Annotated in this window: 25 protein-coding genes; 9 read left to right on the top strand and 16 right to left on the bottom strand. The window is 67.1% G+C overall.

Translation table 11 applies throughout. The features are described 5' to 3' along the window. Position 1: 1 nt before the first annotated feature. From ACYX4P_RS00680 to ACYX4P_RS00690, 3 genes are all read right to left on the bottom strand, one after another. Positions 2 to 805, bottom strand: a complete 804-nt coding sequence (locus ACYX4P_RS00680; RefSeq protein WP_248120928.1) for a phosphatase PAP2 family protein — start codon at positions 803 to 805, stop codon at positions 2 to 4. Then, positions 802 to 1,302, bottom strand: coding sequence for a hypothetical protein (locus ACYX4P_RS00685; protein ID WP_248120930.1), 501 nt, complete (start codon positions 1,300 to 1,302; stop codon positions 802 to 804). Before ACYX4P_RS00685 ends, ACYX4P_RS00680 begins: the two co-directional genes overlap by 4 nt. 77 nt (positions 1,303 to 1,379) lie before the next feature. Further along, complete coding sequence (locus ACYX4P_RS00690) at positions 1,380 to 1,745, bottom strand: ribonuclease (RefSeq protein WP_248120932.1); 366 nt, start codon at positions 1,743 to 1,745, stop codon at positions 1,380 to 1,382. A gap of 103 nt (positions 1,746 to 1,848) precedes the next feature. Between ACYX4P_RS00690 and ACYX4P_RS00695 the strand changes: the two genes are divergently transcribed. Next, positions 1,849 to 2,853, top strand: a complete 1,005-nt coding sequence (locus tag ACYX4P_RS00695) for an LLM class flavin-dependent oxidoreductase (RefSeq protein WP_248120935.1) — start codon at positions 1,849 to 1,851, stop codon at positions 2,851 to 2,853. Here ACYX4P_RS00695 and ACYX4P_RS00700 read toward each other — a convergent pair. Beyond that, positions 2,850 to 3,827 carry an alpha/beta fold hydrolase gene (locus tag ACYX4P_RS00700; RefSeq protein WP_248120938.1) on the bottom strand — a complete coding sequence of 326 codons (978 nt, stop codon included), beginning with the start codon at positions 3,825 to 3,827 and terminating at the stop codon, positions 2,850 to 2,852. The genes ACYX4P_RS00695 and ACYX4P_RS00700 overlap by 4 nt on opposite strands. 47 nt (positions 3,828 to 3,874) lie before the next feature. On the opposite strand from ACYX4P_RS00700, the gene ACYX4P_RS00705 reads away from it, so the two are divergent. Then, entirely contained in the window at positions 3,875 to 4,711 is an 837-nt protein-coding gene (locus ACYX4P_RS00705; RefSeq protein WP_292048199.1) for an aldo/keto reductase, read from the top strand. Between the two features lie 30 nt (positions 4,712 to 4,741). Here ACYX4P_RS00705 and ACYX4P_RS00710 read toward each other — a convergent pair whose 3' ends face one another. After that, complete coding sequence (locus ACYX4P_RS00710; RefSeq protein WP_374321947.1) at positions 4,742 to 5,146, bottom strand: HIT domain-containing protein; 405 nt, start codon at positions 5,144 to 5,146, stop codon at positions 4,742 to 4,744. Further along, complete coding sequence (locus ACYX4P_RS00715; RefSeq protein ID WP_248120944.1) at positions 5,143 to 6,039, bottom strand: SIMPL domain-containing protein; 897 nt, start codon at positions 6,037 to 6,039, stop codon at positions 5,143 to 5,145. The genes ACYX4P_RS00710 and ACYX4P_RS00715 overlap by 4 nt, the downstream gene beginning before the upstream one ends. 139 nt (positions 6,040 to 6,178) lie before the next feature. Between ACYX4P_RS00715 and mdh the strand changes: the two genes are divergently transcribed. Continuing rightward, entirely contained in the window at positions 6,179 to 7,141 is a 963-nt protein-coding gene (gene mdh / locus ACYX4P_RS00720; protein WP_248120946.1) for a malate dehydrogenase, read from the top strand. Between the two features lie 83 nt (positions 7,142 to 7,224). Here the strand turns inward: mdh and zapE are convergent, their stop codons facing one another. Further along, on the bottom strand, positions 7,225 to 8,316 hold the full coding sequence (zapE, locus tag ACYX4P_RS00725; RefSeq protein WP_248120948.1) for a cell division protein ZapE: 1,092 nt from the start codon (positions 8,314 to 8,316) through the stop codon (positions 7,225 to 7,227). Positions 8,317 to 8,459: 143 nt separating this feature from the next. On the opposite strand from zapE, the gene ACYX4P_RS00730 reads away from it, so the two are divergent. Together ACYX4P_RS00730 and rarD are read left to right on the top strand one after the other, a co-directional pair. Then, complete coding sequence (locus ACYX4P_RS00730; RefSeq protein ID WP_248120950.1) at positions 8,460 to 9,506, top strand: aspartate-semialdehyde dehydrogenase; 1,047 nt, start codon at positions 8,460 to 8,462, stop codon at positions 9,504 to 9,506. Between the two features lie 157 nt (positions 9,507 to 9,663). Further along, positions 9,664 to 10,584, top strand: a complete 921-nt coding sequence (gene rarD, locus ACYX4P_RS00735) for an EamA family transporter RarD (RefSeq protein ID WP_248120952.1) — start codon at positions 9,664 to 9,666, stop codon at positions 10,582 to 10,584. On the opposite strand, the gene ACYX4P_RS00740 is transcribed toward rarD, so the two are convergent. The 7 genes from ACYX4P_RS00740 to ACYX4P_RS00770 form a co-directional block, all read right to left on the bottom strand. After that, positions 10,581 to 11,714: a serine hydrolase domain-containing protein gene (locus ACYX4P_RS00740; RefSeq protein ID WP_248120954.1), complete on the bottom strand. Its 1,134-nt coding sequence runs from the start codon at positions 11,712 to 11,714 to the stop codon at positions 10,581 to 10,583. The genes rarD and ACYX4P_RS00740 overlap by 4 nt on opposite strands. 45 nt (positions 11,715 to 11,759) lie before the next feature. Beyond that, positions 11,760 to 12,581: a hypothetical protein gene (locus tag ACYX4P_RS00745; protein ID WP_248120955.1), complete on the bottom strand. Its 822-nt coding sequence runs from the start codon at positions 12,579 to 12,581 to the stop codon at positions 11,760 to 11,762. Positions 12,582 to 12,664: 83 nt separating this feature from the next. Continuing rightward, positions 12,665 to 12,934 (bottom strand): ATP synthase F1 subunit epsilon, encoded by a 270-nt coding sequence (locus tag ACYX4P_RS00750; protein ID WP_248120957.1) that lies wholly within the window; start codon positions 12,932 to 12,934, stop codon positions 12,665 to 12,667. Between the two features lie 2 nt (positions 12,935 to 12,936). Further along, positions 12,937 to 14,472: a F0F1 ATP synthase subunit beta gene (atpD, locus tag ACYX4P_RS00755; RefSeq protein ID WP_312570855.1), complete on the bottom strand. Its 1,536-nt coding sequence runs from the start codon at positions 14,470 to 14,472 to the stop codon at positions 12,937 to 12,939. A gap of 37 nt (positions 14,473 to 14,509) precedes the next feature. Beyond that, entirely contained in the window at positions 14,510 to 15,388 is an 879-nt protein-coding gene (locus tag ACYX4P_RS00760; RefSeq protein WP_248120959.1) for a F0F1 ATP synthase subunit gamma, read from the bottom strand. Positions 15,389 to 15,421: 33 nt separating this feature from the next. Continuing rightward, the gene (atpA, locus tag ACYX4P_RS00765) at positions 15,422 to 16,954 is read right to left on the bottom strand and encodes a F0F1 ATP synthase subunit alpha (RefSeq protein WP_312572229.1); all 1,533 of its coding nucleotides are present in this window, start codon (positions 16,952 to 16,954) and stop codon (positions 15,422 to 15,424) included. 72 nt (positions 16,955 to 17,026) lie between these two features. Then, on the bottom strand, positions 17,027 to 17,581 hold the full coding sequence (locus ACYX4P_RS00770) for a F0F1 ATP synthase subunit delta (protein ID WP_248120963.1): 555 nt from the start codon (positions 17,579 to 17,581) through the stop codon (positions 17,027 to 17,029). A gap of 458 nt (positions 17,582 to 18,039) precedes the next feature. Between ACYX4P_RS00770 and ACYX4P_RS00775 the strand changes: the two genes are divergently transcribed. Together ACYX4P_RS00775 and ACYX4P_RS00780 are read left to right on the top strand one after the other, a co-directional pair. After that, a complete protein-coding gene (locus ACYX4P_RS00775; RefSeq protein ID WP_248120965.1) occupies positions 18,040 to 18,867 on the top strand; it encodes a TerC family protein in 828 nt (275 codons plus the stop codon). 5 nt (positions 18,868 to 18,872) lie between these two features. Beyond that, positions 18,873 to 19,649, top strand: coding sequence for a glutaminyl-peptide cyclotransferase (locus ACYX4P_RS00780; protein WP_248120967.1), 777 nt, complete (start codon positions 18,873 to 18,875; stop codon positions 19,647 to 19,649). A gap of 64 nt (positions 19,650 to 19,713) precedes the next feature. Here ACYX4P_RS00780 and katG read toward each other — a convergent pair whose 3' ends face one another. After that, positions 19,714 to 21,984, bottom strand: coding sequence for a catalase/peroxidase HPI (gene katG, locus ACYX4P_RS00785; RefSeq protein ID WP_248120969.1), 2,271 nt, complete (start codon positions 21,982 to 21,984; stop codon positions 19,714 to 19,716). Positions 21,985 to 22,130: 146 nt separating this feature from the next. Here katG and ACYX4P_RS00790 point away from each other — a divergent pair, with 146 nt between their 5' ends. Together ACYX4P_RS00790 and ACYX4P_RS00795 are read left to right on the top strand one after the other, a co-directional pair. Beyond that, positions 22,131 to 23,030, top strand: a complete 900-nt coding sequence (locus ACYX4P_RS00790; RefSeq protein WP_248120971.1) for a hydrogen peroxide-inducible genes activator — start codon at positions 22,131 to 22,133, stop codon at positions 23,028 to 23,030. 80 nt (positions 23,031 to 23,110) lie between these two features. Next, complete coding sequence (locus ACYX4P_RS00795) at positions 23,111 to 23,290, top strand: hypothetical protein (protein ID WP_248120972.1); 180 nt, start codon at positions 23,111 to 23,113, stop codon at positions 23,288 to 23,290. Between the two features lie 73 nt (positions 23,291 to 23,363). Here the strand turns inward: ACYX4P_RS00795 and acnA are convergent, their stop codons facing one another. Beyond that, positions 23,364 to 26,090: an aconitate hydratase AcnA gene (acnA, locus tag ACYX4P_RS00800; RefSeq protein WP_248120974.1), complete on the bottom strand. Its 2,727-nt coding sequence runs from the start codon at positions 26,088 to 26,090 to the stop codon at positions 23,364 to 23,366. Between the last annotated feature and the right edge of the window lie 60 nt (positions 26,091 to 26,150).

The raw sequence follows: 26,150 nt of genomic DNA on the forward strand, positions 1-26,150 counted from the left end.
CTCAGGGCAGGACGGTCGCCAGGGCCGCCCGCTCGGCCGCGCATCCGGGATTGGTCAGGCCCGTGCGGCGGGCGGCCGCCAGTTCGGCGCGCGCCGCCGCCATATCCGCCTGGAAGGCAGGGTCGGCTATGGCCTGGGCGGCGACCTGACGGCCGATCGTCTCGCCCGCCGCCACGTCGCTGGGATAGTGCATGGCGCAGACCAGGCGGCTGATCCCGATTTCATGTCCGATCCGGCGCACGGCCTCGGCGCGATCCGGCTCCAGCGCCGCGAACGCCTCGCCATAGGCCACGCCGACCGCCGCGCCGCCCGACGGATAGGAGCCGCTGCGGCGCGCGGCCGCGTCCAGGGTCTGGCAGGCGCGGCGCTGGGGATCGTCCGCGATCGGACGGGGGCGCATCTGACGCGCCTTGACCTGTTCGGCCACGCTGGCGGCGTCATGGAAGACGCGGCTCATCATCCGGTCCAGCGCCGGCGTCTCGGCCGAGCCCAGCCGGACCCCCAGAGCGCAGTCGAAATGCTGCAGCGCCAGCGGCGGCCGCACCTCGGCGTGGGAGGTGGCCAGCAGCCAGCGGTCGCCGTCCTCCAACGCCGCGTAGCGGGCCGAAGCCGTCTTGTCCGCCACATCCTGGGTCGAACCCGGCGTCGGAGGAGCGGGGACGGCGGCGGCCATGTCCGACAGCACGGCGGCCGACAGATAGCCGTCCTTCGGCATCGTCACGACCGACTTCGGCGATCCGGCGCAGGCGGCCAGGACAAGGACGGCGCCCGCCCCTGCCGCCAGCCGCGCCGCGCGTCCGATCACGACCCGGCGCTCCAGTTCATATGCACCGAGGTTGCGCCGTCGGGGCTGGGGGCCGCGACGACCTGTAGCGAGGGGCCGTCGGCGGCGTCGCCGGCCGCGCCATAGGCCCGCGCCTCGCCCTGATTCATGCCCGTCACCGACTTCAGCCCGGCGGCCTCGGCTCGCTGGCGGTAGAAGGCCACAACCTCGTCCGGCGAGGCGTCGGTGGTGAAGGTGACCAGGCCGCCCGGCCCGGCCGCGCCGTCAGCCGCCAGGGGCGCGCCGTCGATCCGGGCGCCGGGATACAGGGGGGCGAACGCCGGAGCGGCAGGCGCGGGCTCTGCGGCTGGCGCACGCGCCCCCACGGCTGCGGCGGATCCTGCCTCCGCCGTCTTGGGCGGGACCGCCGGCGCGGCCGTTTCCGCCGTGGCGGAAGGTTTAGCCGGGGCGTTCGCCCGGTCGCAGCCAGCGAGGCCGAACAGAACAACGGCGGAAACCGCCGCCAAACGAAGCATCATCGAAGAAGCGTCCCTGGACCAAAGGGTCTAAGCGCCACCGTGGCGCAGGCTTGCGGCGGCGGCAAGGCGTGGCGCGCCTATTCCTTGCGACCGCCCTCGGCCGGATCGCCGCCAGCGCCTTCGAAATCCCGTCCCGAACCCGCGATTGCGTCCGGTCCGGCGTCCGATGGCGAATCGGGATCGGCCTCGGACCGGCCTTCCTCGGCCAGGGTCTCGTTGATCTTGCGCGAATCCGGGTCGTCGTCCGAACCGCCGGCCGATCCGCCGCGCAACGAGCCCGCGCGGGTGTCGGAGCCCGAATCGCTGCCGTCCAGGGCGTCGATCAGGGTGTCGGCCTTATGGCCCAGGTCCGGGCGCTCGCCCATGTCGGCGGCTTCGCGCGCGTCGTCGCACTCGGCTTCGGATTTCGCGTTTTCGGGCGGGGTGGGGTCGGCGTCCGTCATGGCGCAGCTCTTTCATGGTGGAGACGATTTAAAGCGCCCGACGCCGTTGCGGTTCCCGCGCGCTCGCTCTTGAACGCCGCGCGCCAGCCCCGATCTAGGCGTCATGATCCCGTTCTCAGTCCTCGACCTGTCGCCTATCGTCGAAGGCGGCGACGCCCGCCGCGCCCTCGACGAGACCCTAGCCTTCGCCAAGGCCGCTGACCGCCTGGGCTTCCGGCGGTTCTGGCTGGCCGAACACCACAATATGCCCGGCATCGCCAGCGCGGCGACCGCCATCGTCATCGGCCATGTGGCGGCCGGAACGCAGCGCATCCGCGTCGGCTCGGGCGGCGTCATGCTGCCCAACCATGCGCCTCTGGTCGTCGCCGAACAGTTCGGCACGCTGGAGACCCTGTTCCCCGACCGGATCGACCTGGGCCTGGGCCGCGCGCCCGGCACGGACGGCGCCACCGCCCGTGCTCTGCGTCGCTATTTCGAAGGCGCCGACCAGTTTCCGCGCGACGTGGTCGAACTGATTCAATGGTTCGAGCCGGCGGCCGAGAACCAGCCCGTCCGCGCCGTGCCCGGCGCCGGCCTGCGCGTGCCGATCTGGCTTCTGGGCTCCAGCCTTTTCAGCGCCCAGCTGGCGGGACAACTGGGGCTTCCTTACGCCTTCGCCAGCCATTTCGCCCCGGAACTGTTGCTGGAGGCCCTGGCGCTGTATCGCCGCAATTTCACCCCCTCCGACCGCCTGGCCCAGCCCCACGCCATGGCCGCCATCAACGTCTTCGCCGCCGATACGGACGCCGAAGGGGTGCGCCTGTCCACGTCCATGCAGCAGAGCTTTGCCCGCCTCTCGACCGGCAAGCCCGGCAAACTGCCCCCTCCGGTGGACGACATCGCCACGGTCCTGACCCCGCAACAGATCGAGGCCGCCAGAGGCCGCCTTCTCTATTCCGCCATCGGGGGGCCGGAGACGGTCAGGAAGACGTTGGCCGACTTCATCGCCCTGACCGGGGTGGACGAACTGATGGTCACCGGCATGGCCTTCGACAACGCCGCCCGCATCCGCAGCCTGGAGATCGTCGCCGAGGTGCGCGAGCAGATGACGCGGGGACAGGCCGTCTAGCGGTCCAAACCGGCCAGAAACTCCAGCAGCAGAGCGTTCACTTCGTCCGCGCGCTCCTGCTGGATCCAGTGGCCCGCTCCCGGCACCACCACCGAGCGCGTCAACCCCGGAGCCCAGTCCTTCAGCCCCGCCTCCGCGCTTCCGGCATAGTGGCGCACCGGATCGTCTTCCCCGACCACGAACAGGGCGGGCGGCGTGATCCTCTGATCCTGCACAAAGGCCGTCTGCGACCAGTTCAGGTCCAGCGCCCGATACCAGTTCAACGGCCCAGCGAACCCGCTGTCCGAAAAGGCCTGCACATATTCCGCGAAATGATCCGCGCCCATCCAAGGCGGCAGGGTCGCATCGTCGGCGATGGTGTCGAGCAAGGCCACGCCCTCAGGCATGAAGCCGGTCGATTTCAGCCCCGCCGGCGTCGCCCCGTCATAGGCGTAGAACAGCTTTCTCAGCGTCGTCGCCGGATCGGCTTCCAGCGCCCGATGCGCGTCCGCCGCCTGGAAGCGCACGATATAGAGGTCGCCCAGCCCCGCCCGCTTCGCGATCGCCGCCATGGCCGCCGTCGGCGGTCCTTTGGTCCGGCGGGGCTGGAACGGCACCGACAGGCCCGCGACAGCGCGAAACACGTCCGGCCGCAGCAGGGCGCAATGCCAGGCCACCGGCGCGCCCCAGTCGTGGCCCACGACGGCGCAGGACGTCTTGCCCAGCGCCCGGACCAGATCGACCATGTCGCCGACCAGGTTCAGGATTGAATAGGCCGCCGCGCCTTCGGGCTTTTCGGTCCCGCCGTAGCCCCGCATGTCGGGGGCTGCGACGTGATAGCCCGCTTGGCTCAGCGCCTGGACCTGGGCGCGCCAGCTGACGCCCAGTTCGGGAAAACCGTGGATCAGCAGGACCAGCGGCGCGTTGTCGTCGTCGAACCCGGCCTCCAGCACCTGTTGGACAAGCCCGTCGGTCTTGATAAGCCGCGTTCGCATTCCAACCCTCCCGGTGGTGTTCGCACCACGCTTCGCTCAGGACGGACATGACCCGCCTCGTCACATTCGCCGACGGTACGACCGTTCCCGCCCTCGGCCAAGGCGCCTGGGAGATCGGCGACGACCCCGCCCGGCGCGACCAGGAGCAGCAGGCCCTGTCGCGCGGGATCGACCTCGGCATGAGCCTGATCGACACGGCCGAACTTTATGGCGACGGCCGCTCGGAACGGCTGGTGGGCGAGGTCATCGCCGGTCGCCGCGACGAGGTTTTCATAGTCTCCAAGGTGCGGCCCGAGAACGCCTCGGAGATGAAGATGATGCTGGCCTGCGAACGCTCGCTGGAGCGGCTCAAGGTCGACCGGCTGGACCTCTATCTGCTGCACTGGGAAGGCCACATTCCGCTGGAGGAGACGGTGGAGGCGTTTCGCGAGCTGGTGGATGAGGGGATGATCGCCCGCTGGGGCGTGTCCAACCTGGACCTGGATGCGATGGAGCGGCTGATGCAGATCGAAGGGGCCGAGGACTGCGCCGTCAACCAACTGCTCTACAACCTGGGTTCGCGCGGGGTGGAATACGATCTGCTGCCGTGGATGCAGGCGCGCGACATGCCGATGATGGCCTATTCGCCCCTGGGACGCGGCGGCCTGTTGGAGCATCCCCTCATCCTGGACATCGCCAACCGGCATTCGGCCGAGCCGGCCCAGGTGGCCCTGGCCGCCGTCCTGCGCCACGACGGCGTCATCGCCATCCCCAAGGCGGGCAGCGTCGAACACGTCGAGGCCAACGCGGACGCCCTGGACATCCAGTTCGACCCGGAGGACCTGGAACGGCTGGACCAGGCCTTCCCCCCACCGACCCAGGCTGTGCCGCTGGATATCATCTGAGACTATCCGCCATCATCCTAGACCTTGTGGCTAGGATGACGAACGGAGGATGGACAACAGCCGCGCCCGGTCATCCTCCGTATACGGAACAGCCGGCCCTCGCCCCCAGACGGGATCGGGCCACAGGTCGTCGTCGCGGCGGCGGCCCACGACATGAACGTGCAACTGAGCGGTGATGTTGCCGATGACGCCGACGTTAAGTTTGTCGACCGGCCTCAACCGCCGCAACAGCGCTCCGGCGCGCACCGTCTCCTCCATCAGCATCACCCGCTGATCCGCGCTCAAATCCTCCAGCTCCACCGCCCCTTCGACGTGCGGGATCAGGATCAGCCAGGGAAACCGCGCATCGTCCTGCAGCCGCACATGGCACAGCGGCCAGTCGGCGGCCGCGACCGATCCGGCCTCGAAGGCCGGCGCGACGGAAAACCCCATCAGTTCAGCCCGTAGATGACGCAGGCGCTGTCGGTCAGGGTCTGCAACGGGGGCTGCAACGCCAGTCGCGCCGCCGCGATGTCCGTTTCGCTGGGGCCAGGTCCGCCTGCCGCCGGGGCGGGCGGCGGCGGCGGCGCTGCATATTCCATGCGCCTCTGCACCCTCGATCCCGTCACCACCACCTCGTCCACCGTCGTCTCCTGACCGCTCCCGGCAGCGTAGGAGGGCCAACCCGCCAACACGTCTGTCTGACAGACGCGACCTGACGGATCGATGATCTTGACCCGGCCCAGGGTGGCGCCCGCATTCGTCGCCGCCGCTTCGGCCCGGCGCCGCGCATCCTTCATCGCCTCGGCCTGAAGATTGGCCTTCCAGCCGTTTTCCGGCTCCAGGTTGAAGTTCACCTGGCTGATGGAGGTCGGACGCGAGGCGACGATGGTGGCGTAAACCCGCTCGATCAGCGTCACGTCGCGCACGGTGACACGCACGGACGCATCGGCCTGATAGCGGGCGATCCGGTCGGCGCGGGTGTTGTCGCGCATCACCCCGTCGCCATCGCGATACTGGTCATAGATGGGCTGGGTGGTGACGCTGGTCTCGACCCGCACCTTGTCCGCGCCATAGGCCGACAGCGCCTGGCTCAGCGCCCGCACCTGGTCGGCGGCGGCGCGCGAGGCCTCCGTCACGCTGCGATCCACCGACTGGAAGCTGGCCGAGACGAAGGCGCGGTTGGCCTGGATTTCGACCCGCACCTGGCCGACCGAGGCGATGACCGGATCGCGCATCCACCAGGGCGCGGGGATATAGCGGTCGCCGACGGTCGCGGGCGGCGTCTGGGCCAGCGCAGGCGCGGCGACCGAGGCCAGCAGCAGGGCGAAAGCGAATGAACGGCGCATCGAAATCCTCCGGTTGTCGCCCGACCTTCGCAAGCCTGACCAAGGCCGTAAAGCGAGGTTCTTGCGACAGGCGCGCGAGGGGTCTATGCCGCCCGCACGATTAATCCCCATTTCGCACACGCAATAAACGGAGACATCCATGGCTCGCGCGAAGATCGCCCTTATCGGCGCCGGCATGATCGGCGGCACCCTGGCCCACGTGGCCGCTCGCGAAGCCCTGGGCGACGTGATCCTGTTCGACATCGCCGAAGGCACGCCGCAGGGCAAGGCGCTGGACATCGCCGAGGCCTCGGCCGTCTTCGGCCAGGACGTAGCCCTGAAGGGCGCCAACGACTATGCCGACATCGCGGGCGCCGACGTCTGCATCGTCACCGCCGGCGTGCCGCGCAAGCCGGGCATGAGCCGCGACGACCTGATCGGCATCAACCTGAAGGTCATGAAGGCCGTCGGCGAAGGCATCAAGGCCCACGCCCCCAACGCCTTCGTCATCTGCATCACCAACCCGCTCGACGCCATGGTCTGGGCCCTGCAGAAGTTCTCGGGTCTGCCCAAGGAGAAGGTCGTCGGCATGGCTGGCGTCCTCGACTCGGCGCGTTTCGCCTACTTCCTGGCTGAAAAGACCGGCGTGTCGGTTCAGGACATCCATGCCTGGACCCTGGGCGGTCACGGCGACGACATGGTGCCGATGGTGCGTCACTCGACCGTCGGCGGCCTGCCCCTGCCGGACGCCGTCGCCGCCGGCTTCCTGAGCCAGGCCGATCTGGACGCCATCGTCGACCGCACCCGCAAGGGCGGCGGCGAGATCGTGGCCCTGCTGAAGACCGGCTCGGCCTTCTACGCCCCGGCTGAATCCGCCATCGCCATGGCCAAGTCGTACTTGCTTGACCAGAAGCGCGTCCTGCCCTGCGCCGTCTGGCTGTCGGGCGAATACGGCCTGTCGGACCTCTACGTCGGCGTCCCCGCCCTGATCGGCGCCGGCGGCGTCGAGAAGGTGGTCGAGTTCACCACCAACGACGAAGAAAAGGCGATGTTCGAAAAGTCCGTCGCCTCGGTCCAGGGCCTGCTGCAGGCCTGCAAGGACATTGATTCTTCGCTGGCCTAAGCCAAGCGTCAATCGAATAACAATGGGCCGCGGAGCAATCCGCGGCCCTTTTTCTTTCTCCCTTCTCCCGTTGGGAGGGAGGTTCAATCCCGCACGTGCGCCAGCCAGTCCTTGCTTTGCATCTCGTTGAAGCGCGAAACGGTGCGTTCGAACTCGAACGCCCCCACCCCCTCGGTATAGAGGGCCTCAGGCTTGGCCGCCGCCAGCACGATCAGCTTGGTCTTGGCCTCGTAAAGCGCGTCCACCAGGGTCACCAGACGCCGCGCCTCGTGGTGGTTGGCCGAACTCAGGATCGGCACATCCTCTAGGAACAGGGTGTGGAACCGCTGGGCGATGGCCAGATAGTCCTGCGGCCCCAGCGGCCGGGCGCACAGGTCGGCGAAGGTCGCCCGCGCCATCGACCCCACGGTTCGCTCCACCACCACGTCGCGGCCCAGCACCGTCAGGTGCGCCGGTTCCTCCGGCTCTCCCCCCTTCAGTTCGCGCCACAGGTCCTCGAACGCCGCGCGGTCTTCGGGCGTGTGCCAAACCTGGGCCGAGGTCATCCGGTCCAGCCGCCAGTCGCGCGCCCCGGCCGTCTCCACCACCACGCAGCGCTGGCGGATGATGTCGATGAAGGGGGTGAACAGCTGGCGATTGATGCCGTTCTTGTAGAGGTCTTCCGGCGCGCGGTTCGAGGTGATGGCCAGCACCACGCGGTCCTCGAACAGGGCCTCGAACAGCCGCCCCAGGATCATGGCGTCGGCGATGTCTGTAACCTGCAGCTCGTCGAAGCACAGCAGCCGGGCTTCCGAGGCGATCAGCTTGGCGATCGGCGGGATCGGGTCGTCGCCCTTATGGGTTCCGAACACGGCCTTCCGGGTCCTGGCGTCCCCCTCGCGCCACTGTTTCACCAGATCGTGGATGCGGGCCATGAAGGCGTGGAAGTGCGCCCGCGTCTTTCGCGGCTCGGGCGTCGCCGAATAGAACAGGTCCATCAGCATCGACTTGCCCCGTCCGGGCGGCCCGTACAGATAGACGCCGCGCACCTCGGGCGGCTTTCCGAACAGACCCCGCTTGCCCAGATCGACCTCGAGGCGTTCCAGCGCGGTGATCACGTCGGCCTGCGCCGGATCGGGCGTCAGAACGCCCTCTTCCACGCGGATATCGTAGGCGTTGCGGATGCGGGAGGTCATGGCGGCCCTGCTTAAAGTCCCCCGCGCCGAAAAGCGATTGCTTCGCGGCTGCGAACGCCTAAATGCACAGCACACACCAAACCGCGCTCAAGCAGCAAGGCTCCGCTGAGCCGAGCGTCAGCGCGTCCGAAGGACCAACAAAAATGGGTTATCGCGTCGCCATCGTCGGAGCCACGGGCAATGTGGGCCGCGAAATGCTGAACATCCTGGAGGAAGTCGAATTCCCCGTGGATGAGATTCACGCCATCGCCTCGCGCAAGTCCAAGGGCGTGGAAGTCTCCTTCGGCGACAAGACCATCAAATGCCAGGACATCGAACAGTTCGACTTCTCCTCCGTCGATCTCGTCCTGATGTCCGCCGGCGGCGCGGTGTCCAGGGAATGGTCGGAAAAGATCGGCAAGGCCGGTCCCATCGTCATCGACAACTCCTCGGCCTTCCGCAAGGACGCCGACGTGCCGCTGATCGTGCCGGAAGTGAACCCCGACGCCATCAAGGACGCGACCAAGAAGAACATCATCGCCAACCCCAACTGCTCGACCATCCAGCTGGTCACGGCGCTGAAGCCGCTGCACGATGCGGCCAAGATCAAGCGCGTGGTCGTCTCGACCTATCAGTCGGTATCCGGCGCCGGCAAGGAAGGCATGGACGAGCTGTGGAACCAGACCAAGGCCATCTACGGCCTGGGCGATGCGCGTCCCAAGAAGTTCCCCAAACAGATCGCCTTCAACGTCATCCCCTACATCGGCGCCTTCCTGGAAGACGGTTCGACCGACGAGGAGCAGAAGATGTCGGACGAGACGCACAAGATGCTGGACCCGAACATCCAGGTCACCGTCACCTGCGTGCGCGTGCCGGTCTTTGTCGGTCACTCCGAGGCCGTGAACATTCAGTTCGACCGCCCCCTCGCCCCAGACGAAGCCCGCGCCATCCTGCGCGAGGCGCCGGGCGTGCTGGTCATCGATAAGCAGGAGCACGACGGCTATATCACCCCCGTCGACGCCGCCGGCGAACACGCCGTCTATGTGTCGCGCATCCGCAAGGACCCGACGGTCGAGAACGGCCTGAACCTGTGGGTCGTGTCCGACAACCTGCGCAAGGGCGCCGCCCTGAACGCCGTCCAGATCGCCCAGCTTCTGGACGAGACCGGCGTCATCAAGTCCTCGTCGGGCTATCGTTCGATCACGGTGTAGGCGGCTTCGAACTCAACACTCACCGTCGTCCTCGGGCTTGCCCCAAGGATCGGACCTGACAAGCGTCCATGCTCTACCCGTTCGCATCAGCGGCCGATCACCCGATCCTCGGCTCCAGCACGAGGATGACGGCGAAGGCGTGGAAGGATAAGCGCCCATGACATCCGCCACCCCCAACGACCCCCGCGCGGTCGGCACCGCCGTCGCCTGCTACACTCTGTGGGGTCTGTTGCCGCTGCTGTTCATGGCCATGGCGGCGGCGGGGTTTGGCGCGCCCGAAATCTTGGCCCACCGGGCGGTCTGGTCGGTCTTCGTCGCCGGAGCGGTGCTGCTGATGGCCGGGCGGTGGGGCGAGGCGCGTCAGGTGCTGGCCAGCCCGCGCACCCTGGCCTGGCTGGCTCTGTCGGCCCTGCTGATCGGCACGAACTGGAGCCTCTATGTCTTCGCCACCACCCATCACGCGACGCTGGAGGCCAGCCTCGGCTACTATATCAATCCCCTGCTGAACATGGCGGCGGGCGCCGTCCTGTTCCGCGAGAAGATCGACCGCTGGAGCGCCGCCGCCATCGCCCTGGCCGCCGTCGGGGTGGCGGTCCAGACCGTGGCCCTGGGTCATGTGCCGATCATCGGCCTGACGCTGGCGGTCACCTTCTGCGCCTATGCGGTGATCCGAAAGCGTGTCCCGGCCTCGGCCCAGACCGGCCTTTTCGTCGAATGCCTCGTTCTGCTGCCCATCGGCGCCGTCTTCCTGGCCTGGCTGGCCACCCATGGCCAGGCCGCCGGCTTCGCCTCGCCCACGGGCCTGGCCTGGGCGCTTTTCAGCGGCCTGGCGACGGTGGTGCCCCTGGTCCTGTTCGCCTGGTCGGCGCGGCGCCTGCCTCTGTCGACCATCGGCTTCATCCAGTTCCTGGCCCCGACGCTGCAGTTCGCCTGCGGCGTCCTGACCGGCGAGGCCCTGACGCCGCTGCGCATCGTCTCCTTCGTCTTCATCTGGACCGGCGCGGCCGTCTTCGCCCTGGGCGCCCTCAACCGCTCGCGCGCCGCGCGGCGCGCCGTGGCCCTGTCCGAAACCGTCTAGAGCGCAGCGTAAACCGCCTCCAGCAGGCGCCGCGGGCGCGGATCGCCGATCAGGTGCGGCGACTGCCGCGTCATCACATAGGCTGCCGACAGGCGCTGCGACGGATCGGCCATGGCCATCGACCCGCCCCAGCCGTAATGGCCCCAGGCCGCGTTCGGGCCAAAGACATTCAGCCCGTCGTTGCGCATCAGGCCCGCCGCCCAGCTGATGACATAGGGCAGGACCTTGTCCTGACCGTGGATGCGTTCGCGGGTCAGTTGCTCCAACGTCTGGCCCGAAAGGATCGAACGGCCGTTCAGCCGCCCCTCATTGGCGACCACGCCCAGCAGTTTCGCCAGTCCCAGCGCCGTGCCGTGCAAATTGGCCGAGGGAATCTCCATCCGCCGCCACTCCACCGACCCGCGCCCGCCCGGCGCCGAGCCGCGGTCCAGGAAGGCCGCCTGTTTGATCGGGTCGATGGTCCCCAGGCTGGGCGCCGCCGTCGGCTTTCTCATCTGCGCGACACGGCCATGTTCGCTGTCAGGCAGGCCGATCCACAGGTCCAGATTGGCAAAGTCTTCGCGCAGGGTGTGGCCCATGGTCCGGCCCGTCGCCCGGCGGAACACTGCATTGGCCAGATAGCCGACCGTGATCGGGTGGTATCCGGACGCCGTTCCCGGGGCCCACATCGGCGCCTGGGCGGCCAGCTTCTCGACCACGGCCTGGGCGTCGAACCAGATGGAGGGTTCAACCGCCTCTGAGAAGCCCGGCAGGCCCGACTGGTGGCTCAGCAGTTGGGCCACGGTCACGTCCTCTTTCCCCGCCGCCCCGAACGCGGGCCACAGCGAGGCGACCGTCTGGTCGTAATCCACCTGCCCCGCCTCGACCGCCGTCGCCATCAACAGGGCCATGACCGCCTTGCCGGTCGAAAAGACCGAGGTCAGGGTGGTGTTCGTGAACGGCGTCGTCTTCGCCGTATCGGCCCAGCCGCCCCACAGATCGACGACCGTCTCCTCCTCGATCACCACGCTGAACCGGGCCGCCTGTTCGTCCAGCCCCTCGGGCGCGTCGGTGAAGTTGGCGGCGAACGCCTCCCGCACAGCCTCGAAACCGGGCGCGCAGACGCCGTGAATGTCGATAAGATCGGTCATGCGCCGGTCTTAGCCGCCCGCCGCCGATCTGTCAGCCGGGCGCGCTTATTCCAGCAACCCGCGCGTAGAGGCTTCGCCCGGCGTCAGATTCAGGATCAGCTCCAGCCGCGCCCCCTCCGCAGGCGCGCTGGGACGGTGGGCCGTCAGGGTCATGCCGTGCCCGCGATAGCGTTGCGCCGTCATTTCAGGCAGGGCTATCGGTCCGCCGTCCTTCCTCCAGCCCAGGCTTTCCAGCCGTTCCAGCGCCATCTGCGCCGCGTCGGCATAGCCATAGACCAGCACCTGACAAGCCGGATCGTGGAAGGTCACGAAGGCGGCCATGCCGTGCCTGTCGCTGGGGGCATCGGCGATCATGGCAGTAAAGCCCATAGTGCTGTAGGACGCCGCCTCGCGCATTTCCGGCAGAGGGATCATCTGCACCGGCGCACCGCGTCCATAGCCGGCGTCGAAGGCGGCTTGGCGCAGCCCCTCCAGCGAATAGGGCTTGTCGCCCAGGAACCAGCCGCAGAACCCGTCGACGCCGTTCAATATGGCGATCACGGGCTCGACCGGCGGCGGCGGTGCAGGACGGGTAGGCGCGGGACCTACAGCCGCGCTGGTCGACGCCTGTTCTGTAATCCCCTGCGCCGCCACGGCCCGCGCTTGGGCGTTGGCTCGCGCGATCCGCGCCTCCAAGGCCGCGCTCGAAGGACACGACGTCGGAATATGAATGACCTGGCCCGCCCCGCCCAGGCGCACCGGGGGCTGATAGATCGCCATGGCGGGCCGGCACCCGTTGGCGTCCAGGTTCGGCTCGACCATGGCCGCGCAGCCGGACATTCCGCCGACCCCCGCCAGAACCGCAAACAGGGTCGTAATGCGCTTCACGATCGCCTCGGAGGAATTGAAAACGGCCCCGACGCGATCACGCCAGGGCCGTTTTCGTCAACTGAAATATGCGCGTTCGACGATCAGCCCGCGACGACCTCGGTGGCCTGTTCGGCCAGGATGGTCAGGCCCTCGCCGTTCACGTCGGCGAAGCCGCCGTGGACGTCATACTGGGTCTTGGCGCCGCCATTATAGACGGTGACCAGGCCTTCGCGCAGGGCGGTCATGAAGGGCGCGTGGTCGGGGAGCACGCCGAAGTCGCCCTCGACGCCCGGCGCGTCCACCTGGTCCACGAGGCCCGAAAAGACCTCGCGTTCCGGCGAAACGAGGGAGAAGTTCAGCTTGCCGGCCATGATCAGGCTTCCGCCGCCATCTTCTCGGCCTTGGCGACGGCCTCTTCGATGGCGCCGACCATGTAGAATGCGGCTTCCGGCAGATGGTCGTATTCACCGGCCACGATGCCCTTGAACGAGCGGATCGTGTCGGCCAGTTCGACGAACTTGCCGGGCGAGTTGGTGAACTGTTCGGCCACGAAGAAGGGCTGCGACAGGAAGCGCTGGATCTTGCGGGCGCGCGACACGACCAGCTTGTCCTCTTCCGACAGCTCGTCCATGCCCAGGATGGCGATGATGTCCTTCAGGCCCTTGTACTGCTGCAGCACTTCCTGGACCGAACGAGCGACCTGATAGTGTTCTTCGCCGATGACCAGCGGGTCCATGATCCGCGAGGTCGAGTCTAGCGGATCGACGGCGGGGAAGATGGCCTGGGCGGCGATGTCACGCGACAGCATGGTCGTCGCGTCCAGGTGGGCGAACGAGGCGGCCGGCGCCGGGTCGGTGGGGTCATCGGCCGGGACGTAGATGGCCTGGACCGAGGTGATCGAGCCCTTCTTGGTCGAGGTGATGCGCTCTTGCAGGTTGCCCATCTCGGTGGCCAGCGTCGGCTGATAGCCCACGGCGGACGGGATACGGCCCAACAACGCCGACACTTCCGAACCGGCTTGCGTGAAGCGGAAGATGTTGTCGACGAACAGCAGAACGTCCTTGCCTTCCTCGTCGCGGAAATACTCGGCCTGGGCCAGGCCGGTCAGGGCGACGCGGGCGCGGGCGCCGGGGGGCTCGTTCATCTGGCCATAGACCAGGGCGCACTTGGAGCCTTCGGTCGAGCCGTCGTTCTTGGCCGGGTCCACGTTCACGTTGGACTCGATCATCTCGTGATACAGGTCGTTGCCTTCGCGGGTGCGCTCGCCCACGCCGGCCAGAACCGAATAACCGCCGTACGCCTTGGCGATGTTGTTGATCAGTTCCTGCATGGTGACGGTCTTGCCCACACCGGCGCCGCCGAACAGGCCGATCTTGCCGCCCTTGGTGTAGGGGCAGATCAGGTCGATCACCTTGATGCCCGTGACCAGGATTTCCGACGAGGTCGTCTGTTCCTCGAAGGTCGGAGCCTCGCGGTGGATCGGGCGGTATTCCGTGGTCTGGATCGGACCGGCCTCGTCGATCGGCTGGCCGACGACATTCATGATGCGGCCCAGCACGCCCGGGCCCACCGGGGTCTGGATCGAGGCGCCGGTGTCGGTCACGGCCTGGCCGCGCGTCAGGCCCTCGGTCGTGTCCATCGAGATGGTGCGGACCATGTTCTCACCCAGGTGCTGGGCGACTTCCAGAACCAGGGTGAAGGGCTCGCCCGTCTTCTGGTCGATGTTCTGGGTGTGCAGGGCGTTCAGGATCGCCGGCAGGTGGCCGTCGAACTCAACGTCGACGACGGCGCCGATGACCTGGGCGATGCGGCCTGCGGCGGCGGCGTTGACGGGCGCGGCGTCCGGGGCGGCCTTCTTGGCGGCGGGCTTGCGGGCGGCGGGCTTCTTGGGGGCGACGGTGTCGGTCATGGCTGGGGTCCGTGTCGGAATGTCTGTGCGGTCGGGATCAGAGGGCTTCGGCGCCGGCGATGATCTCGATCAGCTCGGTGGTGATCTGGGCTTGGCGCTTGCGGTTGTATTGCAGCGTCAGGGCGTTGATGAGGTCGCCGGCGTTGCGCGTGGCGTTGTCCATCGCCGCCATCTGCGACCCGAAGAAGCCCGCCTGGTTCTCGTACAGAGCCGCCAGGATCTGGGTCGTCAGGTTGCGCGGAAGCAGGGTTTCCAGGATTTCCTCTTCCGACGGCTCATACTCATAGACCGCGCCGTTCAGGTCGATCGGCTGCGCATCGCCCTCGACCACGGCCGGGATCAGCTGCTTGCCGGTCGGGACCTGTTGGATCACCGACTTGAACTGGCTGTAGAACAGGGTGACCACGTCGGCCTGACCGTCCTCGAACGCGGTGGCGATCATTTCGGCGACCGGCTGGGCCGAAGGCAGGCCGATGGTCTTGTGTTCCGACAGTTCGAAGGTGTGGATCACCTTGTCGCCATACAGACGCGACAGTTGGTCCCGCGACTTCTTGCCGACGGCGATGATCTTCACGTCCTTGCCGTTGGCGATCAGGCTGTTGATCCGCTCGCGCGCGGCGCGGATGACGTTGGTCGAGAAGCCGCCCGCCAGACCCTTGTCCGCCGTGGCCACCACGATCAGGTGACGCTGATCGCCGCCCGTGCCCGCCAGCAGGCGCGGCGCGTCGGAGCCCGACACGCCGGCGGCCAGGTTGGCGATGACCGAGGCCATCTTCTGCGCATAGGGACGGGCGCTCTCGGCCTGATCCTGGGCGCGTTTCAGCTTGGCCGCGGCGACCATCTGCATGGCTTTCGTGATCTTCTGCGTGGCTTTCACGCTTCCGATCCGATTGCGCATTTCCTTTAGGCTGGCCATCCGGCGCTACTCTCTCAGCTTATCCGGTCGAACTCAGGCGAAGGTCTTCACGAAGGCGGCCAGGATGTCCTTCAGCTCGGCTTCCAGCTCGGGCGTCAGGTCCTTCTTGGCGCGGATGCCTTCCAGCAGCGAGGCGTGGTTTGCATGGATGCGCGCCAGCAGTTCCTTCTCGAAACGACCCACGTCGCCCACGGCGATGCCGTCGATATAGCCGCGCGTGCCGGCGTAAACCGAGACGACCTGCTCTTCCATCGCCAGCGGCGAATACTGCGGCTGCTTCAGCAGCTCGGTCAGGCGGGCGCCGCGCGCCAGCAGCTTCTGGGTCGAGGCGTCCAGGTCCGAACCGAACTTGGCGAAGGCGGCCATTTCACGATACTGGGCCAGCTCGCCCTTGATGGTGCCGGCGACCTTCTTCATCGCCTTGGTCTGGGCCGACGAGCCCACGCGCGACACCGAGATGCCGACGTTCACGGCCGGGCGGATGCCCTGATAGAACAGGTCCGATTCCAGGAAGATCTGGCCGTCGGTGATCGAGATCACATTGGTCGGGATGTAGGCCGACACGTCGTTGGCCTGGGTCTCGATGATCGGCAGGGCGGTCATGGAGCCCGAACCATAGTCCTCGTTCAGCTTGGCCGAACGCTCCAGGAGGCGGCTGTGCAGATAGAAGACGTCGCCCGGATAGGCTTCACGGCCGGGCGGACGGCGCAGCAGCAGCGACATTTGGCGATAGGCCACGGCCTGTTTAGACAGGTCGTCATAGACGATCAGGGCGTGCATGCCGTTGTCGCGGAAGAACTCGCCCATGGCGGTGCCGGCGAACGGGGCCAAGAACTGCAGCGGGGCCGGCTCGGACGCGGTGGCGGCGACGACGATGGTGTATTCCAGCGCGCCGGACTCTTCGAGCGTCTTGACGATCTGGGCCACGGTCGAACGCTTCTGACCGACAGCGACGTAGATGCAGTAGAGCTTGGCGCTCTCGTTGTCGGTCTTGTTGACGTTCTTCTGGTTCAGGATGGTGTCGACGGCGACGGCCGTCTTGCCGACCTGACGGTCGCCGATGATCAGCTCGCGCTGGCCGCGGCCGACGGGGATCAGGGTGTCGATGGCCTTCAGGCCGGTCTGCATCGGCTCGTGCACCGACTTGCGCGGGATGATGCCCGGCGCCTTGACGTCGACGCGGCGGCGCTCGGTGAACTGGATCGGGCCCTTGCCGTCGATCGGCTCGCCCAGCGGGTTGACGACGCGGCCCAAGAGGCCCTTGCCGACCGGCACGTCCACGATCTCGCCCAGGCGGCGCACGTCGTCGCCCTCGGCGATGGCGGCGTCGGCGCCGAAGATCACGGCGCCCACGTTGTCGCGTTCCAGGTTCAGGGCCATGCCCTTGACGCCGGCCTTGGTGAACTCGACCATTTCGCCGGCCTGGACATTGTCCAGACCGTGAATGCGGGCGATGCCGTCCCCGACGGACAGCACGCTGCCGACGTCGGAAACGTCGGCTTCGACGCCGAAGTTGGCGATCTGCGACTTCAGGATGGCCGAGATTTCAGCGGCGCGGATGTCCATGGGATCTCTCTGTCTAGGTCTTCTTCGGGGCGAGCCGTTCGGACCCGCTGCAGTCTTTGGGGCTCAGAACGCTCAGGCGCGCTTGAGGGCGAATTTCATCTGGTCGAGCTTGGTCTTCAGCGAGGCGTCGAACAACTTCGACCCCACCTTGACCTTCAGGCCGCCCAGGATCGACGGATCGACCCGCGTGGTCAGCTCCGGCGCCTTGCCCAGGCTGGCGTTCAGGGCGGTCTTGATGGCGGCCAGTTGCTTGGCGTCCAGCGGCTGGGCCGACACCACCTCTGCGGCGACGATCCCGGCGTGTTTGGCGTAAAGGCGCTCGAAGCCGGCGACCACGGCGCCCAGGTCTCTGGCGCGGCCGTTCTGGGCCAGCAGACCCAGGAAGTTGACGGTGTTCTTCTCGAACCTGGCCTGGGTCGCCACCGCGACCAGACCCTTGGCCTGATCGGCGGTCGAAATGACCGGCGACGTCGCCAGACGGCGCAGGTCGGCGCTCTCGGTCCAGGCGGTCTTCAGCGAGACGACATCGACCCGAACGGCGTCCAGGCGGCCGGTTTCCAACGCCAGGTCAAACAGCGCCTGTGCATAGCGATCGCCGACTTCCGTCGTTCTGAAATCATCAGCCACTGATTAGGGTCCGAGGTCGTTGTGTCAGGGTCGCGACCGACTGCGAAGGTTCACAACGGTCAAAAGCTTGAAATGCTTAGGGAAAGCACGACAGAGGCCGTATCCGTGAACACGCCCCCTTCAAGCCGGGCGCCTGATAGCACGGGGTTTCGCCAGTCGCAACATTCCGTGAAGGCGCGTCGATGCCGCAGGCCGGATCAAAGTCTCCTTCCCATGCAATGGGGAGGAGGGACCGCAAAGCGGTGGAGGCGCTCTTGAAGTCCCACAAACGCCTGTGATGCGGCGGAAGCCCCTCCGTGTCTCTGCTCCGCAGGGAGGAGACAGCGCCTTAGCATTTGCTGCGACCCAGCAGGCGCAGGCAGGGGGTGCGACCATGACGCCGCACCCGTCCGCTTGATCGGAACCTGCGTCGGCCCTAGCGCTTTCCGCTCAAGCTTTTACCCCCCTCAGGAACCCCGATGCTCGACAGCATAACCCCGCTTCTCTCCGATCCGGCCGCCTGGGCCGCATTGGTGACCCTCATCGTGATGGAGGTGGTGCTCGGGATCGACAACCTGATCTTCATCTCCATCCTGTCGAACAAATTGCCAGAGCATCAGCGCTCCAAGGTGCGGCGCATCGGCATCGGCCTGGCCCTGGTCATGCGTCTGGCCCTGCTGTCGATCATCGCCTGGCTGGTCGGACTGGTTCAGCCGGTCTTCACCGTCATGGGCAACGAATTCTCGTGGAAGGATCTGATCCTGATCGCGGGCGGCCTGTTCCTGGTTTGGAAGGCGACCAAGGAAATTCACCACACGGTGGACCCGACGCCCACGCCCGACGTCCTGGACAAGAAGGACGTCATGATCACCAACGCCGGGGCCGCGATCGTCCAGATCATCATCCTGGACATCGTCTTCTCGATCGACTCGATCCTGACCGCCGTGGGCATGACCGAACATCTGCCCATCATGGTGGTGGCGGTTCTGGTCGCCGTGACCGTGATGCTGCTGGCCGCCGATCCCCTGGCCAACTTCATCAACAAGAACCCGACTGTCGTCATGCTGGCCCTGGGCTTCCTGCTGATGATCGGCATGGTTCTGATCGCGGACGGCTTTGGCTTCCATGTTCCCAAGGGCTACATCTACGCCGCCATGGCCTTCTCGGCCGGGGTGGAGGCGTTGAACATGCTGGGTCGGCGATCCGCGTCCAAGAAGGAAAAGGCCGAGTTGGCCCGCAGCGAGGCGAACGCTGCGGAAGCCCGCGCCCGCAAGGCCGAGGCCGAAGCCGCCGCCGAGCGGAGCTGAGGATCATGATCGGTCCGTCGTCCCGCCTCGCCGGTCTTTTCGCCGGCCTGCTGCTGGCGGCGGGCGGTCTGTTCGGTCCCGCCGCCGCCGAGGTTCCGGTCCAGTCCTATGAGGTCGTGCGCGCCTATCCGCACGACCGCACAGCCTTCACCGAGGGCCTCTTCTTTCACGATGGCGCCCTTTACGAGAGCACCGGCCTGTATCCGTCCTTCATCCGCAAGGTGGATCTGGAGACGGGCGCGGTGCAGCGCCAGCGCGACCTGCCGACCATCTATTTCGGCGAGGGCATGACCACGCTGAACGGCAAGCTCTACAGCCTGACGTGGCGCAACCACATTGGCTTCATCTGGAAGCTGGACGACTTCTCGCCCCTGGGCGGCTTCTCCTATCCGGGCGAGGGCTGGGCCCTGACCACCGACGGCCGCCGGCTGATCATGAGCGACGGCACAGACCAGATTCGCTTCCTCGATCCGGACACCTTGGCCGAGACCGGCCGCGTTTCCGTGACCGCCGACGGCCGGCCGCTGGATCAGATCAACGAACTGGAATGGATCGATGGCGAGGTGTTCGCCAACATTTGGCAGGACAGCCGCATCGCGCGCATCGATCCCGAGACCGGCGTGGTCAAGGCCTTCATAGACCTTGCCGCCCTGGTCCCCAAGGACGCCGGGCTGGATCCCAACGACGATGTCGCCAACGGCATCGCCTGGGACGCTGCGGGCAAACGCCTGTTCGTCACCGGCAAACGCTGGCCGCAACTGTTCGAGATCAGGCTGAAATAATCTGCCGTCATTCCGGGGGCGTCCGCAGGACGAACCCGGAATGACGATGGCAACCGGATCACGCTCACCCGAGCAGGTCGAACCGATCCAGCTCCATCACCTTGGTCCAGGCCGCCACGAAGTCTGTCGTGAACCTGGCCTGGGCGTCCGCCCCGGCATAGACCTCGGCCAGGGCGCGCAGCACGGCGTTGGAACCGAACACCAGATCGACCCGCGTCCCGGTCCATTTCGCCTCGCCCGTGCGGCGGTCGCGGCCTTCGAACACATCCCTGGCGTCCGAGGTCGCCGTCCACTTCACGTCCATGTCCAGCAGGTTGACGAAGACGTCGTTCGACAGCACGCCCGGCCGGTCGGTCAGCACGCCATGCGTCGCGCCACCCGTATTGATGTTGATGGCGCGCAAGCCGCCGATCAGCACCGTCATCTCCGGCGCCGTCAGGGTCAGGCGCTGGGCCTGATCGATCAGCAGGGCCTCGGCCGGCACGCTGTAGCGCGCCTTCTGATAGTTCCGGAACCCATCGGCGGCCGGCTCCAGATAGGAGAAGGATTCGACGTCGGTCTGCGCCTGACTGGCGTCGGCGCGCCCCGGATTAAAGGGCACGGACACCTCCTGCCCCGCCGCCTTGGCCGCCTGTTCGACGCCCAGATTGCCGGCCAGCACGATCAGATCGGCCAGGGACACGGCCTTGCCGCCCGTCTGGTCCTGGTTGAAGGCGAACCGCACCCGCTCCAGCGTCTTCAGCACCCGGTCCAGCAGTTCGGGCTGGTTGACGGCCCAGTCCTTTTGCGGGGCCAGGCGGATGCGCGCCCCGTTCGCTCCGCCGCGCTTGTCCCCGCCCCGGAAGGTCGAGGCCGAGGCCCAGGCGGTCGCGACCAGTTCAGCCGGGCTGAGGTCCGTCTCGGCGATCCGCGCCTTCAGATCGGCCGCGTCCGCCGCATCGATCAGCGGATGATCCACCGCCGGGATCGGGTCCTGCCAGATCAGCTCCTCGCGCGGGATTTCCGGCCCCATATAACGCGAGCGCGGCCCCAGATCGCGGTGCGTCAGCTTGAACCAGGCCCGCGCGAAGGCTTCGGCGAAGGCTTGCGGATTGTGCAGGAAGCGGCGCGAGATCTTTTCGTATTCGGGGTCGAACCGCAGCGACAGATCGGTCGTCAGCATGGTCGGCCGCTTCTTTTTCGATGGATCGTGGGCGTCGGGAATGATCTCGCCCGCATCCTTGGCCACCCACTGGTGCGCCCCGGCCGGCGACTTCTCCAGCTCCCATTCGAAGCCGAAAAGGTTCTCGAAGAAGAAGTTGCTCCACTGGGCCGGCGTCTGGGTCCAGGTGACTTCCAGCCCGCTGGTGATGGCGTCGCCGGCCTTGCCCGAGCCGAAGCTGGAGGTCCAGCCCAGCCCTTGCGCCTCCAGACCGTCCGCCTCCGGTTCGGGTCCGACATGATCGGCCGGCCCGGCGCCGTGCGTTTTGCCGAAGGTATGGCCGCCCGCAATCAGGGCCACCGTCTCCTCGTCGTCCATGGCCATCCGCTTGAAGGTGTCGCGAATGTCGTGCGCCGCCGCCAGCGGGTCGGGATTGCCGTCCGGTCCTTCCGGGTTGACGTAGATCAGCCCCATCTGCACAGCCGCCAGCGGGTTCTCCAGATCGCGCGAATGCTCATGGCCGTCCGCGTCGTCGTCCAAGACCAGCACGGCCTCGTCGGCCGGCTTGTCCACCCCATGCGAACCGTGGGCGTAGCGCAGGTCGCCGCCCAGCCAGGTGGTCTCGCGCCCCCAATAGACGTCCTGATCGGGCTCCCAGACATCCTCGCGTCCGCCGGCGAAGCCGAAGGTGCGGAAACCCATGGTCTCCAGCGCCACATTGCCGGTCAGGATCAACAGGTCGGCCCAGGAAATGGCCTGGCCGTATTTCTGCTTGATCGGCCACAGCAGGCGGCGCGACTTGTCGATGTTGACGTTGTCGGGCCAGGAGTTCAGCGGCGCGAACCGCTGCTGGCCGCGTCCGCCGCCGCCGCGGCCGTCGCCGACGCGATAGGTGCCGGCGCTATGCCAGGCCATGCGGATGAACTGCGGCCCGTAATGACCGAAGTCGGCGGGCCACCAGTCCTGCGAATCCGTCATCAGCTTGCGCAGATCGGCCTTCAGCGCCTCATAATCCAGCGTCTTGAACGCCTCGGCATAGCTGAAGTCCTGCCCCAGCGGGTTGGACCGCGACGAATGCTGGTTCAGCAGATCGGTGCGCAGATGCCCGGGCCACCAGTCGCGGTTCTGCGTCCCGCCGCCTGCGACGGATTCTGTCGTGCGGCCCGAGAAGGGGCATTTGGCTTCGTCGCTCATGGTCGTCTCTCCGGAGTGGACGGGACGGCGGCGCGGCGTTGCGCGGCATTGCCCCTGGTGATCCCAGGGGCATTTGGGGCCAGGCCAGAAAATAGATCAAATCGATTATCTTTGATTTGTTCATAGACTGACCCTATGTCGCACCTATGCTCCCCACCCTGCGACAGCTTCAGTATCTCGAGCTTTTGGCCGAACACGGTAGTTTCTCGCGCGCCGCCGAGGCCGCCCACGTCAGCCAGCCCGCCCTCAGCGCCGGGGTCCAGGAACTGGAGCGTATTCTGGGCGCGCCGGTGGTCGAGCGGGCGCGCGGGGCGGTCATCATGACAGCCGTGGGGGCCGAGGCCGTGCGCCGGGCCGAGGACGTGCTGGCCCGCACCGAGGACCTGGTCGAAGCGGCCAAGAACGCTGGCCGGCTGCTGTCCGGCCGCTTCCGGCTTGGCGTCATCCCGACTGTCGCGCCCTTCCTGTTGCCCGCCAAACTGCCGTCGGTGAAGGCCGCCTACCCCAGCCTGAAGCTTTTCATCCGCGAAGACCTGACGCCCCGCCTGATCGCGGCGCTGAAGGCCGGTCAGATCGACGCCGCCGTCATCGCCCTGCCCTATGACGCCCCCGGCATCGCCCACGCCCGTATCGGCGACGATGAGATCATGGCCGCCGCCCCCGCCGACCACGCCCTGGCCGCGCCCGGCCCCATCGGCCCCGGCTCGCTGCGGGCTGAGGACCTGATCCTGCTGGAAGACGGCCATTGCCTGCGCGACCACGCCCTGGCGGCGCTGGACATCGAGGCGCCGCGCGGCGACGACGTCTTCGCCGCCACCAGCCTGCATACCCTGGTCCAGATGGTCGGATCAGGGCTGGGCGTCTCCTTCCTGCCCAAGATGGCGGTGCAGGCGGGTCTCGCCGACAACCCGTCCGTCGCCATCCGCGCCTTCGAGAATCAGGCCGACGGGGCCCCGCCCCGCCGCGAGATCGTGGTCGCCTGGCGCGCCGGCTCCAGCCGCGCGGCCGAGGCCCGACTTCTGGCCGAGGCCCTGACGCTGGATTAAACAACTGGCAAGGGAAATGCGTCGATGGCACAACCCGTGCATGTTAGACGACATTGGTATTCCAAACGGATCAGGCAGACATGGATCGGAAGAATTTCGAGTCTCTGGCCGCTGAATGGCTGGCGCGATCGTTTGACGAGCCGTCGCCCGCGCTGAGCGAGGCCTGCGTGCAGATGGCGGCCCTTTGCCACGCCATGGCTGACTTCTCCGCACGTCTCGACCGAATTTCCACGCAGCAGCCGTGCGATGCGCGCGCCTGAAACGCAATCACCCGAAGGTCTTGCGACCTTCGGGTGACGACAGGCGATCTTCTACGCCAGATCGGCGTGTCGATTACTCGGCGGCGATCGGCGCTTCGGTTTCGGGGCCGCGGGCCAGGTTGCGCAGGACGTAGGGCATGACGCCGCCTGCGCGCAGATAGTCCAGCTCGGTCTGGTTATCGATGCGGCAACGAACCGGGAAGCGGGCCATCTTGCCGTCCGACGGACGGAACAGTTCGACCCACAGGTCCTGACGCGGCTTCAGCTTGCCGATGTTGGCGTCGGTCAGTCCGCGGATGGTGACGATCTCTTCGCCCGTCAGGCCCAGCTTCTGCCAGCCGTCCTGCTTGAACTGCAGCGGCACCACGCCCATGCCGACCAGATTCGAACGGTGGATGCGCTCGAAGCTTTCGGCGATGACGGCGCGGACGCCCAGCAGGTTGGTGCCCTTGGCCGCCCAGTCGCGCGACGAGCCGGTGCCGTATTCCTTGCCGGCGAAGACGACCAGAGGACGGCCTTCCGACTGGTAACGCATGGCCGCGTCATAGATCGACATGGTGTCGCCCGACGGGAAGTGTTTGGTCACGCCGCCTTCGATGTCGGGCGTGATGCGGTTCTTGATGCGGATGTTGGCGAAGGTGCCGCGCATCATGACTTCGTGGTTGCCGCGACGGGCGCCGTAGCTGTTGAACTCGGCCGCCTCGACGCCGTGGTTGGTCAGATAGACGCCGGCGGGCGAGGTCTTCTTGATCGAACCGGCCGGGCTGATGTGGTCGGTGGTGATCGAGTCGCCGAAGATGGCCAGGACGCGCGCTTCCACGATGTCCTGAACCGGCGTCAGCTCCATCGACAGACCTTCGAAATAGGGCGGGTTGGCGACATAGGTCGACTTGTCGTCCCACTCATAGGTCTGGCCGCCGGTGACCTTGATCGCCTGCCAGTGCTTGTCGCCCTTGAACACGTCCTTGTAGCGTTTGGCGAACATGGCCGGGGTGACGGACTTGCGCTGGATGTCCGAGATTTCCTGCGCGGTCGGCCAGACGTCCTTCAGGAAGACGTCATTGCCCTTCTTGTCCTGACCGATCGGGTCCTTGGTGATGTCGATCCGCATCGAACCGGCGATGGCATAGGCCACGACCAGCGGCGGCGAGGCCAGATAGTTGGCCTGGACGTCCGGGTTCACGCGACCTTCGAAGTTGCGGTTGCCCGACAGGACGCTGGTGGCGACCAGGGCGTTGTCGTTGATCGCCTTGGAAATCGCCGGGTCCAGCGGGCCCGAGTTGCCGATGCAGGTGGTGCAGCCATAGCCGACCAGGTTGAAGCCCAGGGCGTCCAGGTCCTTCTGCAGACCGGCGTCGGTCAGATAGTCGGTGACCACCTGCGATCCCGGCGCCAGCGAGGTCTTGACCCACGGCTTGGCCTTCAGGCCCAGCGCATTGGCCTTGCGCGCCACCAGGCCGGCGGCGATCAGCACCGACGGGTTGGAGGTGTTGGTGCAGGAGGTGATGGCCGCGATGACCACGTCGCCGTCGCCGACCGAGAACTTCTCGCCTTCCACGTCGGCGCGGGGGGCGTCGGACGGGCGGTTGAACACCTCGCTCAGGGCGGTTTCGAACGAAGAGGCGGCGGTGGTCAGCTCGACGCGATCCTGCGGACGCTTCGGACCCGCCAGCGACGGCACGACGGTCGAGATGTCCAGTTCCAGCACGTCGGAGAAGACCGGGTCTTCGCTCGTCTCGTCGATCCACAGGCCTTGCGCCTTGGCGTAGGCTTCGACCAGGGCGACACGCGCCTTGTCGCGGCCCGTGGCGGTCAGATAGCCGATGGTGGCGGCCGAGACGGGGAAGAAGCCACAGGTGGCGCCGTATTCCGGGGCCATGTTGGCGATGGTCGCTTGGTCCTCGATCGTCATGTTCGGCAGGGCGTCGCCGAAGAACTCGACGAACTTGCCGACCACGCCCTTCTTGCGCAGCATCTGGGTGACGGTCAGCACCAGGTCGGTGGCGGTCGCGCCTTCCGGCAGACGGCCGGTCAGCTTGAAGCCGATGACCTCGGGGATCAGCATCGGGATCGGCTGGCCCAGCATGGCGGCCTCGGCCTCGATGCCGCCGACGCCCCAGCCCAGGACGGCCAGACCGTTGATCATGGTGGTGTGGCTGTCGGTGCCGACGACGGTGTCGGGATAGGCGACGGTCTTCTTGCCTTCGTCCAGGGTCCAGACGGTCTGGGCCAGGTTCTCCAGGTTCACCTGGTGGCAGATGCCGGTGCCGGGGGGCACGACGCGGAAGTTGTTGAAGGCCGAAGAGCCCCAGCGCAGGAAGTTGTAGCGCTCGATGTTGCGCTCGTATTCACGCTCGACGTTCTGACCGAAGGCTTTCGACGTGCCGAAGTTGTCGACCATGACCGAGTGGTCGATGACCAGATCGACCGGCACCAGCGGGTTGATCTTGGCGGCGTCGGCGCCCAGGGCGCTCATGGCGTCGCGCATGGCGGCCAGGTCGACCACGGCGGGAACGCCGGTGAAGTCCTGCATCAGCACGCGGGCCGGACGGAAGGCGATTTCGTGCTCGACCGAGCCCTTGTTCTCGACCCAGGCGGCGACGGCCTTCAGGTCGTCCTCGGTGACGGAGACCCCGTCCTCGTTGCGCAGCAGGTTCTCCAGCAGCACCTTCATCGAGCGCGGCAGGCGGGAAATCCCGGAAAGCCCTGCTTCCTCGGCGGCGGGAAGGCTGTAATAGGCGTATTTCTTACGCCCGACGGAAAGGTCCTGGCGGGTCTTGAAGCTGTCGATCGACGGCATGGAGAGTTCCTCTGGTCAGCGCCGCCCGACAATCCGGTTGCGCCTTCGCGCGACAGACGC

The sequence above is a fragment of the Brevundimonas sp. ABV4_179 genome (assembly GCF_056311945.1).